The following is a 14738-nucleotide window of genomic DNA, read 5'->3' on the forward strand; positions in this document are numbered from 1 at the left end:
TTTTCGATCGAAGGCGGCCAAAGGATTCAATCCGGGCGGCGTCGGTATCGCCGATACTGAACGATCGGGATTGCCGGGCCATGGCGCGGGATCCCTGGATTCTAACGAATTTGCCCTTTGGAGCCGAGCCATGCTGGAAATCCGCCACGCCAACGACCGCGGCCTCGCCGATCACGGCTGGTTGAAATCGCGTCACACCTTCTCCTTCGGTCATTACCACGACCCGAAGCAGCAGGGCTTCTCCGATCTGCTCGTGATCAACGACGACCGCGTGCACGCGCGGCAGGGTTTCGGCGCGCACCCGCACCGCGACATGGAGATCTTCTCCTATGTGCTCGAAGGCGCGCTCGCGCACCAGGACTCGATGGGCACGGGTTCGGTGATCCGCCCCGGGGACGTGCAGATGATGAGCGCGGGGACCGGCATCAAGCACAGCGAGTACAACGCCTCCGAAGTCGATCCGGTGCATTTCCTGCAGATCTGGATCGTGCCGGGCGTCAAGGGCGTGGCGCCGCGCTACCAGCAGGTGCATTTCGCGCCGGCCGAGAAACGGGGCCGCTTTCGCACGATCATCTCGCCGGACGGCGTCGACGGGTCGCTGTCGGTGTATCAGGACGCGCGGGTCTATGCCGGTTTGTTCGAGGGCGACGAGACGGCGACCGTGTCGCTGGATGCGAACCGCTACGCCTACGTGCACGTGGCGCGCGGTGGCGTGACGCTGAACGGACAGGTGCTGGAAGAGGGCGACGGCGTGCGGGTGCGCGACGAACGCGCGCTGCGCTTCGCCGACGGGCATGACGCGGAAGTGCTGGTGTTCGATATGCGGGCGCAGGAAGTGCCGAGGATGTAAATCGGGACGTACTGGCCCATTCGTCGCACGGCCATTGCGGAGGACGTCGTCTCGTCAGACCGATGACGACGTCCATCTGGCCGACGTCCCCTTGCAGCCTTCCCTGCTCGTCCCCATTTACGGGACATGACCCCTCTCGCCCCGGATGACGACGCGCTGGCGGATTTCCATCCGGCCGTGGCGCGCTGGTTCCATCGCACGTTTCCCGCGCCCACCGCCGCGCAGGCCGCCGCCTGGCCCCGCGTGCGCAGCGGGCAATCGACGCTGGTCGCCGCGCCGACCGGCTCGGGCAAGACGCTGACCGCGTTTCTCGCCGCGCTCGACGAACTGGTGGTGCGCGGCATCGCCGCCGGCGGCGTGCTGCCCGACGAGACCGCCGTCCTCTATATTTCCCCGCTGAAGGCACTGTCCAACGACATCCGCCTCAACCTCGACGCGCCGCTTGCCGGCATCGCGCGCGAACTGGACGCGCTCGGTCTGCCGGCGGTCGCGATCCGCACCGCCGTGCGTACCGGCGACACGCCGCAGCGCGAGCGGGCGGCGATGACCCGGCGCGCGCCGCATATCGTCGTCACCACGCCCGAATCGTTCTACGTGCTGCTCGGTTCGGATTCCGGGCGCCGCATGCTGGCGACGGTGCGCACGGTGATCGTCGACGAGATCCACGCGGTGGCGGGCAGCAAGCGCGGCAGCCATTTGTCGCTGAGCCTCGAACGGCTCGATGCGCTGTGCGAGCGGCCGCCGACGCGCATCGGCCTGTCGGCGACGCAAAAACCCATCGGGCAGGTGGCGCGTTTCCTGGTGGGTGCCGGCGACCAGCGCGGTACCGGGCGCGAGGATGGCGGCAACGCGGATGGCGCGCGCGCGCGGGGCGGGAACGCGGCGCCCCTGGTCGATCCGCCCGCCTGCGCGATCGTCGACATCGGCCATATCCGCGAACGGGATCTGGCGCTGGAAGTGCCGCCGGTGCCGCTCGACGCGGTCATGGCGAACGAGGTCTGGGAACGCGTATACGACCGGCTCGCCGAACTGGCGGTGCAGCATCGCACCACGCTGATCTTCGTGAATACGCGGCGCATGGCCGAGCGCACCGCGCGGCACCTGACCGATCGTCTCGGCAAGGAGGCGGTCGCCGCGCACCACGGCAGTCTCGCGAAAGAGCACCGGCTCGACGCCGAGCAACGGCTCAAGCGCGGCGCGTTGCAGGTACTGGTGGCTACCGCGTCCCTCGAACTCGGCATCGATATCGGCGACGTCGATCTGGTCTGCCAGCTGGGTTCGCCGCGCAGCATCGCGTCCTTTTTGCAACGCGTCGGACGTTCCGGCCACCAGGTGGGCGGCACGCCGAAAGGGCGTCTGTTTCCCACCTCGCGCGACGACCTCATCGAATGCGCGGCGCTGCTCGACTGCGTGCGCCGTGGCGAACTCGATATCCTGAAAATGCCCCGCGCGCCGCTCGACGTGCTGTCCCAGCAGATCGTCGCCGAGGTGTCGTGCCGGGAATGGGACGAGGACGCGCTGTTCGCGCTGGTCCGGCGCGCCACGCCCTACGCGGCGCTCGAGCGCGCGCAGTACGATGCGGTGCTGCGGATGCTGGCGGATGGCTACACGAGCCGTCACGGCCCGCGCGGCGCCTATGTGCACCGCGATATCGTCAGCGGCACGCTGCGCGGCCGGCGCGGCGCGAAGCTGACCGCCGTCAGTGCCGGCGGCACGATTCCCGAAAACGCCGATTTCACCGTCTCGCTCGAGCCGCAAAGCGTCACCATCGGCACGGTCAACGAGGACTTCGCGGTGGAGAGCCTCGCCGGCGATGTCTTCCAGCTCGGCAACGCGTCGTATCGGATCCTGAAAATCGAAACCGGCCGCGTGCGCGTGGAGAACGCGCAGGGGCAGCCGCCGAACATCCCGTTCTGGCTCGGCGAGGCGCCCGGGCGCAGCGACGAACTGTCGATCGGCGTCGCGCGCCTGCGCGGCGAGATCGACCGGCTGCTCGCCGAACGCGAGGGCGCCGCGGCGCTGGAGCACGCGATCGGCTGGTTGCGCGATGCGCTCGGTCTCGACGATGCCGCCGCGCGGCAGATCGTCGAGTATCTGGCGCGGGCCCGCGCGGCGCTTGGCGAACTGCCCACGCGCGACACGCTCGTCATGGAACGTTTCTTCGACGAATCGGGCGGCGCGCAACTGGTGATCCACACGCCGTTCGGCAGCCGCGTCAACCGCGCCTGGGGCCTCGCGCTGCGCAAGCGTTTCTGCCGTACCTTCAATTTCGAGCTGCAGGCCGCCGCGACCGAGGATGCCATCGTCCTGTCGCTGTCGACCAGCCACAGCTTCGCGCTCGACGAGGTCTGGCGCTATCTGCACAGCCGTACCGCCGAGGGCATTCTCGTGCAGGCGCTGCTCGACGCGCCGCTGTTCGGCGTGCGCTGGCGCTGGAACGCGACCACCGCGCTGGCCTTGCCGCGCTTCACCGGCGGGCGCAAGGTGGCGCCCCAATTGCAGCGGATGAAAAGCGACGACCTGCTGGCCACCGTGTTTCCCGATCAGGTCGCCTGTCTCGAAAATATCGTCGGCGAACGTGAGCTGCCGAGCCACCCGCTGGTCGACCAGACGCTCGACGATTGCCTGCACGAAGCGATGGACGCCGAAGGCTGGCTGGCGGTGTTGCGGCGCATGGAGTCGGGCGCGATCCGCCTGCTGACGCGCGACCTGCCCGCGCCGTCGCCGCTGGCGGCCGAGATCCTCAATGCGCGCCCCTATGCGTTTCTCGACGACGCGCCGCTGGAGGAGCGGCGCACGCGCGCGGTGCTGAACCGGCGCTGGTCAGATCCGGCCGCGGTGGACGATCTCGGCGCGCTCGACGCCGAGGCGATCGCCGGCGTGCGCGAGGAGGCCTGGCCGCGCGTGCGCAGCGCCGATGAAATGCACGAGGCGCTGGTCAGTCTGGCCTGCGTCACCGCGGCGGAAGCCGCCGTGCATGCGGGATGGGACGACTGGCTCGCGCAGCTGGCGCGCGCCGGGCGCGCCACCCGCATGCAGGTGGCGCGCGACGACGCGCTCTGGGTGCCGCTCGAACGGCTCGCCTGCCTGCGCGCGATTTTTCCGCAGGCGACGATGGCGCCGGTGCTGCGGGTGCCCGCCGCCGCGCCCGACAGGAACACCGGCGGCGATGCCGGAGCCACGGTCGCGACGGGCGTCGACGGCGAGACCGAAGCCGAGACCGAAGCCGCAGCGGTCGTCGAGGTCGTGCGCGCGCGCCTGGGCGGTGTCGGTCCGGTGCCGGTGGGCGCGCTCGCCCGGCCGCTGGCACTGCCCGCGTCGGCCGTCGCGCGGGCGCTCACGCAACTGGAGGCGCAGGGATATCTGCTGCGTGGCCGCTTCACGCCGGGCGCGCCGGAGGAGGAGTGGTGCGAGCGCCATTTGCTGGCGCGCATTCACCGCTACACCGTCAAGCGGTTGCGCCGCGAGATCGAACCGGTCGCGCCGCGCGATTTCATGCGTTTCCTGTTCGACTGGCAGCATCTGACGCCCGCGACCCAGGGCGAGGGACACGAAGCGTTGAACGCGGCGCTCGCGCAACTGGAAGGATTCCAGGGCGCGGCGGCGGCCTGGGAAGAAGACATCCTGCCGGCCCGGGTGCGCGACTACGAACGCGCCTGGCTCGACGATCTGTGCCGCGCCGGGCGTCTCGCCTGGGCCCGCCTGTCGAGCCGACCACGCCCGGACAACGGCCACGGCGGCGCGGCGCAGCCGGTGCGCGGCACGCCGGTCGTATTGCTGCCGCGGCGGCGGCTCGACACGTGGCGCGGGTTATTGCCGCAGGCCTCGGAGACGACGCGCTCGCCCCGCGCGCAGCCGGTGCATGCGCTGCTGGCCCGGGATGGGGCGATGTTCTTCGACGAACTGCTCGCCGAACTGCGCGTGCTGCCCGCCGAACTCGAAAGCGCGCTCGGCGAGCTCGTCGCCGCGGGCGACGTCACCTCCGACAGTTTTGCGGGGCTGCGCGCGCTGGTCGCGCCGCAGGTGCGGCGCAATCCGTGGGGCGGGCATGGGGGCGGGCCGCGCGGGCGCCGCGGGCACGGACGTTTCATCGGCGGCATGGCCGACGCGGGGCGCTGGGCGCTGGTGCGGCGGGCACCGGTCGTGCCGACCGCGACGCCCGACGCCGACGCGGTCGAACACGTGGCGATGACCCTGTTGCGCCGCTATGGCGTGGTCTTCTGGCGCTTGCTCGAACGCGAGGCCGACTGGCTGCCGCCGTGGCGCGATCTGTTGCGGGTCTATCACCGGCTGGAAGCGCGCGGCGATATCCGGGGCGGCCGTTTCGTCGACGGCCCCGTCGGCGAGCAGTTCGCGCTGCCCGAAGCCGTGCCGGTCCTGCGCGAGATCCGCCGGCGCGCGCCCGACGATGCCTGGCTGGTCGTATCGGGGGCGGACCCGCTGAACCTCGTCGGCACGCTGCTCGCGGGCGACAAGGTGCCCGCGCTGGCGGCAAACCGGCTGCTGTACCGGGACGGCGTGCCGGTGGCGAGCCTCGTCGCCGGAAAATTCCACTACGGGCGCGAACTCGACGCCGCGGCGCGCGAGCAGGCGCGTTTGCGTCTGGCGGGCCGGCTGGTGGATCTGCCGGGGGGGCGGCGGGAAAGCGCGCCGCGCGCATCGCCTGCAACAAAAACCAACTAGTGTTAATTTGGGGCGGTGACGCCGAAAACCTGGCCTGGTGCGATTTCCCACACCTTCCGGCCCGGGGCGGTCCGGTTCCACGATCCGACCGACGCGTTCATTTCCCCTTCTGGAGAGCTACATGACCACCACCCACGCCTATGCGGCGCAAAGCCCCACCACGCCCCTCGCACCCTTCGACCTGACGCACCGCGCGCTGCGCGATCACGATCTGGCGATCGACGTCATGTTCTGCGGCGTGTGCCATTCCGACCTACACATGGCGCGCAACGAGTGGGGCGTCACCCAGTACCCGATCGTTCCGGGTCACGAGATCGTCGGCCGCGTCACGCGGGTCGGCCCGGAAGTCACCCGCTACAAGGTGGGCGATCTGGTCGGCGTCGGCTGCATGGTCGATTCGTGCCGGACCTGCGTGAATTGTCGCGACGGCCTGGAACAATATTGCAACAACGGCTTCACCGGCACGTACAACGATCCGGACCGCCAGGACGGCAAGCGCACCACCGGCGGCTACTCGACCGACATGGTCGTCGACGAGGCCTTCACGCTGCGCGTGCCCGAGAATCTCGATCCGGCGGGCGTCGCGCCGCTGCTGTGCGCGGGCATCACCACCTACTCGCCGTTGAAGGAATGGGGCGTGAAGGCGGGCATGAAGGTCGGTATCGTCGGTCTCGGCGGCCTGGGCCACATGGGCGTCAAGCTCGCGCACGCGATGGGCGCGCACGTGGTGCTGTTCACCACGTCGCCGTCGAAAATCGACGATGCGAAGCGTCTGGGCGCCGATGAAGTCGTCGTCTCGAAGAATCCCGACGAATTCAAGCCGCACGTCAACACCTTCGATTTCATCCTGAACACGGTTGCCGCCAAGCACAACCTCGACCCGTTCATGGAACTGCTCAAGCGCGACGGCACGATGGCGCTGGTCGGCCTGCCGGACAGCCCGCACCCGTCGCCGTCGGTCGGCAACCTGATCTTCAAGCGCCGGCGCCTGGCGGGTTCGCTGATCGGCGGCATCGCCGAAACCCAGGAAATGCTGGATTTCTGCGCCGAGCACAATATCGTGTCGGATATCGAGATGATCTCGATCGATCAGATCAACGAGGCGTACGAGCGCATGCTGAAGAGCGACGTCAAATACCGTTTCGTGATCGACAGCAAGTCGCTGCGCAAGTAAAAAGGGCGCCAAACCGCGCGCGGGTCTTGTCCCGCGCGTGTTTCAGGCCTTGCGCAGGAAGCAGGCTTTCAGCATGTAGCTGCCGCTGTCGAGCTTGCAATCCACTTCGTGATCGCCGCTGGCGAGACGGATGCTCTTGACCTTGGTGCCTACCTTGAGGGTGATGGAAGACCCTTTCACCTTCAGGTCCTTGATCAGCACCACCGCGTCCCCGTTTTGCAGGGGCGTACCATTGGCATCGCGCACCACGGCGTCGGCCTCGGCCTCTCCCGCGTGCTCCGCGGCGGCCTGGGCCGACCATTCATATCCGCAATCCGCGCAGACGATGTTGTCCGCGTCCGGATAGGTGTTTTCCATTGCACATTGCGGGCAGGCAGGGGTGGTCGACATGGGGCACTCGCAGGAATAAGCAGGAATCAGCGGGAAGGAGCGGCAGTATAACCGCTTCGCTCCCGCTCCCGCTGCCGCCCGGCGCGGCTCCATCACCACCTTCTGCCGCTTTCACCGCATCCTCAAAGGAGCATTTCCATGGAATATCGTTATCTCGGCGCTTCCGGTTTTCAGGTACCCGTTCTGAGTCTCGGCACCGCCACCTTCGGCGGCAAGGGGGATTTCTTCGCCGCCTGGGGCGCGACCGACGTCGCCGAAGCGCGGCGGCTGGTGGACATCAGCCTGGATGCCGGCGTCACGCTGTTCGACAGCGCCGACATCTATTCCAGTGGCGCATCCGAATCGATCCTCGGCGAAGCGCTCAAGGGACGGCGCGACAAGGTGCTGATTTCGACGAAGGCGACGTTTCGCGTCGACGACACGCCCAACAACGTGGGGTCGTCGCGGTTTCATCTGACCAATGCGGTCAATGCCGCGCTCAAGCGTCTCGGCACCGATTACATCGATCTTTTCCAGTTGCACGGTTTCGATGCCCGCACGCCGGTTGCCGAAGTCCTGTCGACGCTCGACGATCTCGTGCGCGCGGGCAAGATCCGCTACACCGGCGTCTCGAATTTCTCCGGCTGGCATTTGCAGAAGTCGCTCGACACCGCGGATCGCTACGGTTATCCGCGCTACGTCGCGAACCAGGCGTATTACTCGCTGCTGCACCGCGACTACGAATGGGAACTGATGCCGCAGGGCATCGATCAGGGCGTGGGCGCGGTGATCTGGAGCCCGCTCGGCTGGGGACGTCTCACCGGCAAACTGCGGCGCGGGCAGCCGTTGCCTGCGAACAGCCGCCTGCACAAGACCGCCGAACAGGGCCCGCAGGTCGACGACGAGCACCTGTACAGGATCGTCGATGCGCTCGACGAGATCGCAACGCAGACCGGCAAGACGGTGCCGCAGATCGCGTTGAACTGGCTGTTGCAGCGGCCGACCGTCGCCACCGTGCTGATCGGCGCGCGCAACGAGGAACAGTTGCGGCAGAACCTGGGCGCGGTCGGCTGGAACCTCACGCCCGAGCAGGTGGCGCGACTCGACAAGGCGAGCGAGGTCACGCCGCCCTATCCGTACTGGCACCAGCGCGGTTTCGCCGAACGCAATCCATCGCCGGTCTGAGTCCGGCGGAGCCGCGCTGAAGGCCGCCGAACCAGCGTCGCGCGGCCGTCGGGTGGCCGTCGGGTGGTCCGCGCGAGTCGTCAGAGCGGCGTGCTGACCGCCTCGCCGGCGAGATGCCGGCGGGCGTTGTCGATGAAGAGATCGATCGACGCCTGTAGCGCCTCGGGCGAACGTCCCGCCAGGTGCGGCGTCAGTACCACCTGCTCGAAACCGAGCAGTGCGACGGGCGCGTCCGGCTCGCTCTCGTACACGTCGAGGCCGGCACCGGCGACGGTCCCCGCGCCGAGCGCGCTTGCCAGCGCCGCGGTATCGACGACGCTGCCCCGGGCGATGTTCACGAGAAACCCGCGCGGCCCCAGCGCACGCAGCACGTCCGCGTTCACCATGTGGCGGGTCGATGCACCGCCGGGAGTAGCCACCACCAGGAAATCGCTCCATTCGGCGAGCGACACGAGGTCGGCGAAATACCGGTAGGGGCTGTGGTCGCGGCGGGTGCGGCTGTAATAGCCTATCTCGCAATCGAACGCGCCGATGCGCCGCGCGATCTTCTCGCCGATGCGGCCCAGGCCGATGATGCCGGCCCGTTTGCCCGAGACGCTGGGGTCGAGCGGCAGCGCATCGCGCCAGATGCCGTTGCGCGTCGCCCGGTCGAGCACGGGAATGCGCCGCACTGTCGCCAGCAGCAGGGCGAGCGCGTGATCCGCGACATTGTCGTCGTTCGTTCCCGCGCCGTTCGAGACGACGATGCCGCGCGACCGGGCGTACGCGATATCGATATTTTCATATCCCGCGCCCATCGCGCTGACAAGGCGCAGGGCGGGCAGCAGATCCATGTCCGCCGCCGAGAGACCCGAAACGCCGTTCGTCAGCACGATGGCGATGTCCGCGCAGCGCGCACCCAGCGCGGCCACCGGCGCATCGGGTGCATAGACCACGTCGAAGGTTTTTTCGAGATCGGCAATGAAGGGGGGCTTGAGCGCAATCGTGACGAGCAGGACGGGTTTCATTGGCGAATGAAAGTGAAGGATCAAAGGGAGAGGGGGCAGCGGCAAGCATATCGCGGGATACCGGAATATTCGCGAGGATACCGCGTCCTGGCCCGGCATTCATCGCCTTTTGCCGTGCGCTGGCGTTACACTGAGGGCCGTATCCTGCCGTGCACGTGCGACTTTTCGCTTCGTGCGGACCATGCCGTACCCGTGATGCCGCACCCGTGATGCCGCACCCTTCATGCCGCGGTCCTTCTTTCCAGCGTCAGCTTAGCGTCTACTGAATCACGTGCCGAGATCCCAGGAAAAACTCGATGTCGCGGCGCGCGCGGCGTGGCTGTATTACGTTGCCGGCAGGACCCAGCACGAGATCGCGGAGGCGCTGGCCGTGTCGCGCCCGGTCGTGCAGCGGCTGATCGCGCTCGCGGTGGAGAAGAACCTCGTGCGCGTGCGGGTCGAGCATCGCGTCGCCGATTGCCTGTCGCTGGCCGCGGCGCTGTCCGAGCGTTTCGGGCTGGCCCTGTGCGAGGTGGTGCCGTTCGACGACGACAGCGAAGACGATCTCAAAAAGAAACTCGCCGTGGCCTCGGCCGACATGTTCGAGCGTTTCCTGGGCAGCGAGACGCCGATCGTCGTCAGCGTCAGCAGCGGCCGGACGTTGAAATCGGCGGTCGCCGAACTCTCGCCGCTGGAGCGCGTTCAGCACCGCCTGGTGTCGATGGTCGGCACGATCGCCCAGGACGGTTCGTCGAATCCCTACGACGTCGCCACCCTCATTTCGGAAAGACTCGGCTGCAAGCGTTTCCTGATGCCCGCGCCGCTGATGGCGGACAACGAGGAGGAATCGCGACAGTGGTGCAATCACCGTCTGTACCAGGTGGTCGAGCGTCTGAGCGCGGCGGCCGACGTCTCCTTCGTCGGCATCGGCGATATCGGGCCGGACTGCCCGCAGGAAGCCGACGGCTTCATCACGCGCGCCGAAGTGCTCGACCTGATGGCGCGCGGTGCGGTGGGGGAGTTGCTGGGCCGCTCGATCGACGCAGAGGGACGGATCGTCGACGCGCCCTGCCAGCGGCGTCTCACCAGCATCACGCTGCACGTGCCGCCGCGGATGCCGACGATCGGCTTCGCGGGCGGCGCGGCGAAGCATCGCGCGGTGGCGGCGGTGCTGCGGGGCGGCTGGCTGACGGGGCTCGTGACCGACGAGCGATGCGCGCGCGCGGTGCTGGAGCAGGGAAGCGCTGCCGTGGCGTTCTGAATCGCGGTCGTGTCGCCGCGGCCGGTGGCACCGGGGTCGTGCCCCGATCGGTGTTTCAGAGCGCGTCCTGCTCCGCCCCCGCGGCGGCGAACAGCGGCGCGTTGACGCGGTAGATCTCGCGAAACCGCGCAAGCCGGCTTTGCAGCGCCGCGCCCCGTTCGGCGTTCGGCAGGAACTCGGCGTGCACCGGCGGGCGCCGCAAGACGTCCTCCTCGCGCCCGCCCGCCGCCAGCCAGCCGAGCGTGGCCGCGCCAAGCGCCGCGCCCGCTTCCGCGCCGTCGTGCAGGCGGATGCGCAGGCCGAGCGCGTCGGCGATCAACTGCGCCCAATAGGGGCTGCGCGAACCGCCGCCCACCAGCGACAACGCCGTCACTTCGGTGCCCGCGCCGCGTAGAGCCGCCAGACCGTCGGCCAGCGAAAACGCCACGCCCTCGAGCACCGCGTAGCCCAACTGCGCGCGATTCGTCTCGTGCGTGATGCCGAACAGCAAACCCTGCGCGTACGGGTCGTTGTGCGGCGTGCGTTCGCCCGACAGGTAGGGGAGGAAGATCGGCGCGGCGCGGCGCGCGGCGGCGCCCAGCGGCGCGACTTCCGCAAGCAGCGTGGTTTCGTTCACGCCGGTCAGCTTGCACGCCCAGCGCAGGCAGCTGGCGGCCGAGAGCACCACGCTCATCTGATGCCAGCGTCCCGGTAGCGCGTGGCAGAACGCATGCACCGCGGAGGCGGGATTCGGCCGGAAACGGTCGTTGACGACGAACAGCACGCCCGACGTGCCGAGCGAGATGAACCCGTCGCCGGGCTGCGTCGCGCCGATGCCGATCGCGCTGCCCGCGTTGTCGCCCCCGCCGCCGGCGATCGCCACGTCCGGCGCGAGGCCGAGGCGCGCCGCGACGTCGGGCAGCAGCGCCCCGGACGCGGCACTGCCCTCCACAAGCCGGGGCATCTGCTCGCGCCGCATGCCGCATGCGGCCAGCATCCGGTCCGACCACTCGCGCCGGGCGACGTCGAGCCACAGCGTGCCGGCCGCGTCCGACGGGTCGGACACGTACTCGCCGGTCAGCCGCAACCGCAGATAGTCCTTGGGCAGCAGCACGTGCCGCACGCGAGCGAAGATCTCGGGCTCGTGCTTCGCCACCCAGAGCAGCTTCGGCGCGGTGAAGCCGGGCATCGCCAGGTTGCCGGTGATGGCGAGCGTCTCGGGCTCGCGCGCCAGCAGCAGCGCGCATTCGTCGACGCTGCGCATGTCGTTCCACAGAATCGCCGGGCGCAGCACCCGGTCCTCGGCGTCGAGCAGCGTCGCGCCATGCATCTGGCCGGTCAGGCCGAGGCCGCGGATGCCCGCGTACGCGTCGGGATGCGCGGCGCGCAGCGTGTCGAGCGCCGCGCAGGTTCCGGTCCACCAGTCTTCCGGATTCTGCTCGGCATAGCGCGGCTGCGGCCGCGACACGTCGAACGGCGCGCTCGCGGTGCCCACTACCTGAGCGCTGCCGTCGAGCAGCAAAACCTTTACCTCGGAGGTGCCGAGATCGATGCCGAGATACATAAACCTTCCTGGAAAGAGCGCCGCCGCCAGCATGCCGGCGTGCCGGGGATCAGGCGCGCTGCGCGAGCCACGCACGCACCGCGTCCACCTGCGCGCGCAGCGGCACGAGCAGATCCTCGCGCGCGGCCAGCGAACCCCACAGCAGGCGGTCGGCGGCAAACGCCGCGAGCGGATCCGGACCGTCGAACAGGGCGTGCGTGGTCGCGGGCGACATCACGCCGTCCTGATAGGCATAGGGTAGACGCCCGTGGTGCCATGCTTCGAGAAAGACGAAGAATAGCGCCGGAAGGCGTGCGGTGGCATCGACGGGTTTACCCGCAGCCAGACATTCGCGAATCGTCGGTGCGATGAATCCGGGGATTTTCGAGAAGCCGTCTGCGGCGACGCGCTGGTTGGTGTCGCGGATATTGGGATTGCCGAAGCGCTCCAGCACGGTGTCGCGATAGGCGGCGAGATCGATCGGACTCGGCGACAGGCAGGGAATGACGTCGGTGGTGACGTAGTCGTACGCCATCCCACGGATCGTGGCGTCGGCGGTGCCCTCGTGGATGAACTGCAGGCCGGCCAGCGTCCCGGCCCAGGCGATCGCGCTGTGACTGGCGTTCAGGATGCGGATCTTCGCTTCCTCGTAGGGCAGCACCGATTCGACCATCTGCGCGCCGACCCTCTCCCACGCGGGGCGCCCGGCGATGAATTCGTCCTCGATCACCCACTGGATGAAACTTTCGCCCATCACCGGCACGGTATCGGCAACGCCATCCGCGGTGAAACCGGCCGCGGCGACGCGCGTGCGCACGTCGTCGCCGGGACGCGGCACGATCCGGTCGACCATCGCGTTCGGGCTGGTGGTGTTGTCGAGGAACCAGTCGCGCAGCGCCGGGTCCCCGGTCAATTCGAGAAACTGCAACATGCCTTCGCGAAAGCGCTCGCCGTTGCTGCGCAGGTTGTCGCAATTCTGCAGGGTCAGCGGGCCGCCCTCGCGCGCGACGCGCGCGCGCAGGATCGCGGCGAGCGCGCCGTACAAGGTCGTGCGTCCGCCCGCGATGTCGGCCTGCAGATCCGCATGCGAGAGATCGAGCCGGTGATGCTCGTCGAGGTAATAGCCGCCTTCGGTGACGGTGAACGAAATGATGCGCGTCTCGGGCGCGGCGCCCACGTCGATCAGCGTGGCGAGGTCCGCTTCCCAGGGCAGTACCTGGCGGATCGAGCGGATCGTTTCGTACGCGCGTTCGCCGCGCGGCGTGACGGTTTCCAGCGTATAGACGCCCTGCTGCGCGGCCAGCGCGTCGAGCAACGCGTTGCCGTCGCCGCGGATATTGCCGACCGCAAGCGACCAGTCGGTGTCGCCGGCCTCGATCAGACGGTGCAGATACCAGGCCTGATGCGCCCGGTGAAAGGAGCCGGCGCCCAGGTGCAGGATGCGCTTCGGCGTGGGGGAGACGGGAGGGGTCATGGTGTCGGGGCGTGAACGTGAGCGGGAGCGGATCGGATCGGTCGGTCGGTCGGTCGGTCGGGGCGGTCGGTCGCAAGCAGTGGCGGGTGCGCCGCTCAGGCGGCCTGCCGGTGCGCGGGCTGCAGCCTGGCGTACGCGCGGCCGTCGGCGGCGAATACATGCACGTGGTGCGACGCGACGCTCAACGACAGCGTTGTATTGCGCGGCAGCACGGCAAGCGGCGGCACGCGCACGATGATGCCGTCCGTCGCATCGTCGGCATCGGCATACAGATAGGCGACGTCGCCGAGCGATTCGACGACCGATGCGCGCGCCTGGATGACCGCCGCCGGATTGATCGCGGCGCCGGCCTCGATCAGATGCAGGTGTTCGGGACGCACGCCCAACGTCACCGGCGCCCCGACGCGCGCATTCTCCGTCGTGACCGCCGCGCGCTGCACCGCGCCGGAGGCGAGGCGCACGAGCATGCCGTCGGCGTCGATGGCGGTGATCTCGCCGCTGAAGAAGTTCATCTTCGGCGAGCCGATGAATCCGGCGACGAAACGGTTGGCCGGCGCGTGATACAGCTCGGCCGGCGAGCCGACCTGTTCGATCCGGCCGGCGGAGAGCACGACGATCTTGTCGGCGAGCGTCATCGCCTCCACCTGATCGTGCGTGACGTAGATCATCGTGGTCTTCAACTCGTCGTGCAGACGCGCGAATTCGAGCCGCATCTTGACGCGCAGTTCGGCGTCGAGGTTCGACAGCGGCTCGTCGAACAGGAAGACATCGGGGCGCCGCGTGATGGCGCGGCCGATCGCGACGCGTTGCCGCTGGCCGCCCGACAACTGCCGCGGCTTGCGGTCGAGCAGATGGTCGATGTGCAGGATGCGCGCGGCGTCGCGCACCGCCTGATCGATGTCCGCCTTCGACTTGCCGGCCAGCTTCAGGCCGAACGCCATGTTGTCGTAGAGGTTCATGTGCGGGTACAGCGCGTACGACTGGAACACCATCGCGATGCCGCGTTTGGACGGCGGCAGGTCGTTGACGCGCCGCTCGCCGATGAACAGGTCACCCTCGCTGATCTCCTCGAGTCCGGCGATCATGCGCAGCAGGGTCGACTTGCCGCAGCCGCTGGGACCGACGAAGACCGTGAATTCGCCGTCGGCGATATCGAGATTGATGTCGCGCATCACTTCCGCGTCGCCATACGTCTTGCGCAGGTCGCGAATCTGGAGTTGGGCCATGGAATTTT

At 68.7% G+C, this 14738-nt stretch carries 10 protein-coding genes; 5 read left to right on the plus strand and 5 right to left on the minus strand.

The genetic code is table 11. The annotated features are described in order from the left end of the window. Positions 1-130: 130 nt before the first annotated feature. The 3 genes from OVY01_RS16180 to OVY01_RS16190 all read left to right on the plus strand — a co-directional run bounded on the left by OVY01_RS16180 (position 131) and on the right by OVY01_RS16190 (position 6707). A complete protein-coding gene (locus OVY01_RS16180; RefSeq protein WP_267848605.1) occupies positions 131-850 on the plus strand; it encodes a pirin family protein in 720 nt (239 codons plus the stop codon). Positions 851-976: 126 nt separating this feature from the next. Further along, positions 977-5533: a DEAD/DEAH box helicase gene (locus OVY01_RS16185; protein WP_267848606.1), complete on the plus strand. Its 4557-nt coding sequence runs from the start codon at positions 977-979 to the stop codon at positions 5531-5533. A 121-nt stretch (positions 5534-5654) separates the two neighbouring features. Further along, a complete protein-coding gene (locus OVY01_RS16190) occupies positions 5655-6707 on the plus strand; it encodes an NAD(P)-dependent alcohol dehydrogenase (protein ID WP_267848607.1) in 1053 nt (350 codons plus the stop codon). 42 nt (positions 6708-6749) lie between these two features. Here the strand turns inward: OVY01_RS16190 and OVY01_RS16195 are convergent, their stop codons facing one another. Beyond that, positions 6750-7097 carry a zinc ribbon domain-containing protein YjdM gene (locus tag OVY01_RS16195; RefSeq protein ID WP_267848608.1) on the minus strand — a complete coding sequence of 116 codons (348 nt, stop codon included), beginning with the start codon at positions 7095-7097 and terminating at the stop codon, positions 6750-6752. 138 nt (positions 7098-7235) lie between these two features. Between OVY01_RS16195 and OVY01_RS16200 the strand changes: the two genes are divergently transcribed. Further along, positions 7236-8261, plus strand: coding sequence for an aldo/keto reductase (locus OVY01_RS16200; RefSeq protein ID WP_267848609.1), 1026 nt, complete (start codon positions 7236-7238; stop codon positions 8259-8261). Positions 8262-8341: 80 nt separating this feature from the next. Here the strand turns inward: OVY01_RS16200 and OVY01_RS16205 are convergent, their stop codons facing one another. Beyond that, positions 8342-9268, minus strand: a complete 927-nt coding sequence (locus OVY01_RS16205; protein ID WP_267848610.1) for a 2-hydroxyacid dehydrogenase — start codon at positions 9266-9268, stop codon at positions 8342-8344. Between the two features lie 271 nt (positions 9269-9539). Between OVY01_RS16205 and OVY01_RS16210 the strand changes: the two genes are divergently transcribed. Beyond that, on the plus strand, positions 9540-10508 hold the full coding sequence (locus tag OVY01_RS16210; protein ID WP_267848611.1) for a sugar-binding transcriptional regulator: 969 nt from the start codon (positions 9540-9542) through the stop codon (positions 10506-10508). 55 nt (positions 10509-10563) lie between these two features. Here OVY01_RS16210 and xylB read toward each other — a convergent pair whose 3' ends face one another. The 3 genes from xylB to OVY01_RS16225 form a co-directional block, all read right to left on the minus strand. After that, complete coding sequence (xylB, locus tag OVY01_RS16215) at positions 10564-12051, minus strand: xylulokinase (RefSeq protein ID WP_267848612.1); 1488 nt, start codon at positions 12049-12051, stop codon at positions 10564-10566. 49 nt (positions 12052-12100) lie between these two features. Continuing rightward, positions 12101-13504, minus strand: coding sequence for a D-arabinitol 4-dehydrogenase (dalD, locus tag OVY01_RS16220; RefSeq protein WP_267848613.1), 1404 nt, complete (start codon positions 13502-13504; stop codon positions 12101-12103). Positions 13505-13599: 95 nt separating this feature from the next. Beyond that, positions 13600-14730, minus strand: coding sequence for an ABC transporter ATP-binding protein (locus OVY01_RS16225; protein WP_267848614.1), 1131 nt, complete (start codon positions 14728-14730; stop codon positions 13600-13602). Positions 14731-14738 lie beyond the last annotated feature (8 nt).

It is taken from the genome of Robbsia betulipollinis (assembly GCF_026624755.1).
In the GTDB taxonomy this organism is placed as follows: Bacteria; Pseudomonadota; Gammaproteobacteria; order Burkholderiales; family Burkholderiaceae; genus Robbsia; species Robbsia betulipollinis.

Bases quoted from the DNA above. Each gene is read 5' to 3' on its own strand.
- OVY01_RS16200 (WP_267848609.1), top strand. From the start codon at position 7,236: ATGGAATATCGTTATCTCGGCGCTTCCGGTTTTCAGGTACCCGTTCTG.
- OVY01_RS16225 (WP_267848614.1), bottom strand. From the start codon at position 14,730: ATGGCCCAACTCCAGATTCGCGACCTGCGCAAGACGTATGGCGACGCG.
- OVY01_RS16190 (WP_267848607.1), top strand. From the start codon at position 5,655: ATGACCACCACCCACGCCTATGCGGCGCAAAGCCCCACCACGCCCCTC.
- OVY01_RS16185 (WP_267848606.1), top strand. From the start codon at position 977: ATGACCCCTCTCGCCCCGGATGACGACGCGCTGGCGGATTTCCATCCG.
- dalD (WP_267848613.1), bottom strand. From the start codon at position 13,504: ATGACCCCTCCCGTCTCCCCCACGCCGAAGCGCATCCTGCACCTGGGC.
- OVY01_RS16180 (WP_267848605.1), top strand. From the start codon at position 131: ATGCTGGAAATCCGCCACGCCAACGACCGCGGCCTCGCCGATCACGGC.
- OVY01_RS16195 (WP_267848608.1), bottom strand. From the start codon at position 7,097: ATGTCGACCACCCCTGCCTGCCCGCAATGTGCAATGGAAAACACCTAT.
- xylB (WP_267848612.1), bottom strand. From the start codon at position 12,051: ATGTATCTCGGCATCGATCTCGGCACCTCCGAGGTAAAGGTTTTGCTG.
- OVY01_RS16205 (WP_267848610.1), bottom strand. From the start codon at position 9,268: ATGAAACCCGTCCTGCTCGTCACGATTGCGCTCAAGCCCCCCTTCATT.